Consider the following 1046-nt stretch of genomic DNA (forward strand, 5'->3'; position numbering starts at 1 on the left):
CCCGCCGTACTGGTGATCTGCGCGGACAGCAGCGCCTCCACCACCTCCCGGGGCACCAACCGCGCCAACTTCGGCCCCATATACAGCGAGACGTGAATGGGCCCCCGCCCCACCGCCTCATCCCCGTCAACCACGCCCCACCCCTGGCCCTCCGGAAATGCCACCCCCACCGCCACCGCCGCCGAACCCACCCCGCAACGGCACCGCGATCTCCACCCCCGCCTCCGCCGTCAACTCCCACGGGTCCAATACCGGATTGGCATCCGCGATCCGCCACCACTGCCCCGGATCCCCGAAATACCGCTGCCCCAACTGATCCGGCCGCTCCCCCTCACTCACCACATGCGGCACCAGATCGTCGTCCCCCTCCCGGGGCAACGCCGGCAACAACCTCCTCTTCGCATACCGCACTTCCACCCCGTCACCACCACCGCCGCCATACACCCCGATCTCAACCCCGGCATACCGACTGCTCCGCGGATACGGATGCGCCCCGGGAACGTCGTCCAGCGCACTCTCATACGGCTCGGTGCCCACGCCTCAGATCCCCCTCCCCAGCCCCAACTGCGCCAACGACCCGGCCCGCGCCCGCCGCGCCAACTGCTCCTTCTGCGCCAGATGCGCCAGATACAGCGCCGCCCCCGGATGCCCGGCCGGCAAATCACTCACCGTCAGCACCTTCAACCCGATACTGAGCGAAGCCCGAATCGGGCAGAGATTCACATCGAACGCCGACTCATTGACCGACAATTCCGTCAGTCGCACCGGCATGACCCGCTTGCTCCCCCACGTGAACAAGGTCAGCGGCATCTCGATGGGACTGATCTCGATAGTCCCCTTCTGCGTCAGCTTCGACGCCGCCAGCAATTGCGCGGTGGTCGGCTGCACCAGCATCTCCAGCACCGCCAGCTCCGGATGAATCCCCTCCGGCGCCGCCACGTCCAACTGATCCGTGGCATCGATCTCGGCCGTGAACTTCCACGTCTCCTGCGCCGGCCCCTTCAGCCGCAACGCCTCATTCCGATCCCCGCCCCCGCTCCCACCCC

The 1046-nt window shown here is 67.8% G+C and carries 2 protein-coding genes; both read right to left on the reverse strand.

The features are described 5' to 3' along the window. Positions 1-126: 126 nt before the first annotated feature. The gene (locus ADL22_RS14220; protein WP_066978167.1) at positions 127-537 is read right to left on the reverse strand and encodes a hypothetical protein; all 411 of its coding nucleotides are present in this window, start codon (positions 535-537) and stop codon (positions 127-129) included. Positions 538-540: 3 nt separating this feature from the next. Continuing rightward, the coding region (locus tag ADL22_RS14225) for a hypothetical protein (RefSeq protein WP_066978170.1) at positions 541-1046 on the reverse strand (506 nt) is incomplete at its 5' end.

Origin of the sequence: Streptomyces sp. NRRL F-4489 (assembly GCF_001509485.1) — a bacterium.
Taxonomy (GTDB): domain Bacteria; phylum Actinomycetota; class Actinomycetes; order Streptomycetales; family Streptomycetaceae; genus Streptomyces.